Annotated in this window: 2 tRNA genes and 3 rRNA genes; all 5 read right to left on the bottom strand. The window is 51.9% G+C overall.

From position 1 onward, the window contains the following. Nucleotides 1–198 (bottom strand): 23S ribosomal RNA (locus E1757_RS35535); the annotation flags it as partial. A gap of 313 nt (nt 199–511) precedes the next feature. Continuing rightward, nucleotides 512–587, bottom strand: a tRNA-Ala gene (locus tag E1757_RS35530). Nucleotides 588–678: 91 nt separating this feature from the next. Next, nucleotides 679–755 (bottom strand) — tRNA-Ile (locus E1757_RS35525). A 46-nt stretch (nt 756–801) separates the two neighbouring features. After that, nucleotides 802–918, bottom strand: a 5S ribosomal RNA gene (rrf, locus tag E1757_RS35520). A gap of 178 nt (nt 919–1,096) precedes the next feature. Further along, nucleotides 1,097–1,302, bottom strand: a 16S ribosomal RNA gene (locus tag E1757_RS35515); the annotation flags it as partial.

Genomic DNA, 1,302 nt, shown 5'->3' with positions numbered 1-1,302 from the left:
TCAGTTCCCCTCGTATGCCTCCTCAGCAGCTATGTATTCACTGCTGGGTACGTGAGCATTACCTCACGTGGGTTCCCCCATTCGGACATCCCCGGATCGAAGCCTGCTTACGGCTCCCCGAGGCATTTCGTCGTTCGCCACGTCCTTCGTCGGCTCCTAGCGCCTAGGCATCCTCCGTGTGCTCTTATTAGCTTAACTTTTCCGCTAATAATGCTCTATTCAAATGAATAGAGTCTGGATTGTTGCTCTATGCTTGTTGTTGACAACCGCGATGGTTTCACGCATCGAACAGTTGCAACTTGTTGACAACTGCGATGTTGTTACACATCGAACAGTTGCAACGGTTTCGGTATCCAGTTTTCAAGGAACAATCCTGCAACAGCTACGTCCAAGTTGGGCGTGTCTGCTGTCAGTTGTGCAACGACTCATGCAAGTCAGACTTGCTTCAACTGTCTCAAGGACAGGAAGTACATCTTATCACATCGAATAGCCGTCTGCAACATCCAACTTTTGGTGGAGCCAAGCGGGATCGAACCGCTGACCTCCTGCTTGCAAGGCAGGCGCTCTCCCAGCTGAGCTATGGCCCCAAATTTTTACCCCACAAAGTAACGATATGCTCTGGCGTTTATTCCCGATTACTTTTCGGGAACCCCATACATATCTTCCGGGATATTCAATTGGTGGGCCCTAGTGGACTCGAACCACCGACCTCACCCTTATCAGGGGTGCGCTCTAACCAGCTGAGCTAAGGGCCCTCTTTAAAACCTTGTATTCAAAACAAAAACCCACCTAGGTGGGTTCGCTTGGCGACGTCCTACTCTCCCAAGACCCTGCGGTCTAAGTACCATTGGCGCTGGAGGGCTTAACGGTCGTGTTCGAGATGGGAACGCGTGGTTCCCCTCCGCCATCATCACCAAACGAATAACATCGAGACGGTTTTCGGGACTCCCCGGAAAAGGCTTCGGCATACGCTTCAGCGCATCCCTTCACTTTTCGCGGATCCTTACCCTCTCAAAACTGAGCAACGAGTGAATGTTGATGTGCAACTTAAAGTTGCTTTATGTCCGTTACCCTACAGGTAACATGGACTCCATAGAAAGGAGGTGATCCAGCCGCACCTTCCGATACGGCTACCTTGTTACGACTTCACCCCAATCATCTACCCCACCTTCGGCGGCTGGCTCCCTTGCGGGTTACCCCACCGACTTCGGGTGTTGTAAACTCTCGTGGTGTGACGGGCGGTGTGTACAAGACCCGGGAACGTATTCACCGCGGCATGCTGATCCGCGATTACTAGCAATT

This window comes from Paenibacillus piri, assembly GCF_004354045.1.
Classification (GTDB): Bacteria; Bacillota; Bacilli; order Paenibacillales; family NBRC-103111; genus Paenibacillus_S; species Paenibacillus_S piri.
This window is presented reverse-complemented; position numbering and strand designations above follow the sequence as displayed.